The following is a 309-nucleotide window of genomic DNA, read 5'->3' as shown; positions in this document are numbered from 1 at the left end:
TTACGCTCACATCCCGCGCGGTCGGCGGTTTGTTCGGCTTCTCCGTGACGCCGACCGTCACCGTCGATGTCGCCGTACCGCCCCGGCCGTCGCTCACCGTTACCGTAAAGCTGTCCGGGCCGACATAACCTGGGGCCGGTACATACGTCCACGTGCCGTCCGGATATACCGTCACCGTTCCATGCTGCGGATCGCTTCCTTTCGTATACGTCAACTCATCCCCGTTCGGGTCGGTTCCGCGCACGCTGCCGCTTACCGGCATGTGGTTCGGCGTCGTGACATTATAATTCGGTACCGTCGGCGGCTCGT

At 62.8% G+C, this 309-nt stretch carries 1 protein-coding gene; it reads right to left on the bottom strand.

Annotated features, from left to right (window positions below; translation table 11 throughout):
- On the bottom strand, positions 1–309 hold a 309-nt coding region (locus tag PV407_RS21590), incomplete at both ends, for a cadherin-like domain-containing protein (RefSeq protein WP_332092065.1).

This window comes from Paenibacillus sp. GYB003 (assembly GCF_036577625.1).
GTDB lineage: Bacteria > Bacillota > Bacilli > Paenibacillales > NBRC-103111 > Paenibacillus_AB.
The sequence above is the reverse complement of the archived record's forward strand: the minus strand, read 5'-3'. Positions and strand labels throughout refer to the sequence as shown.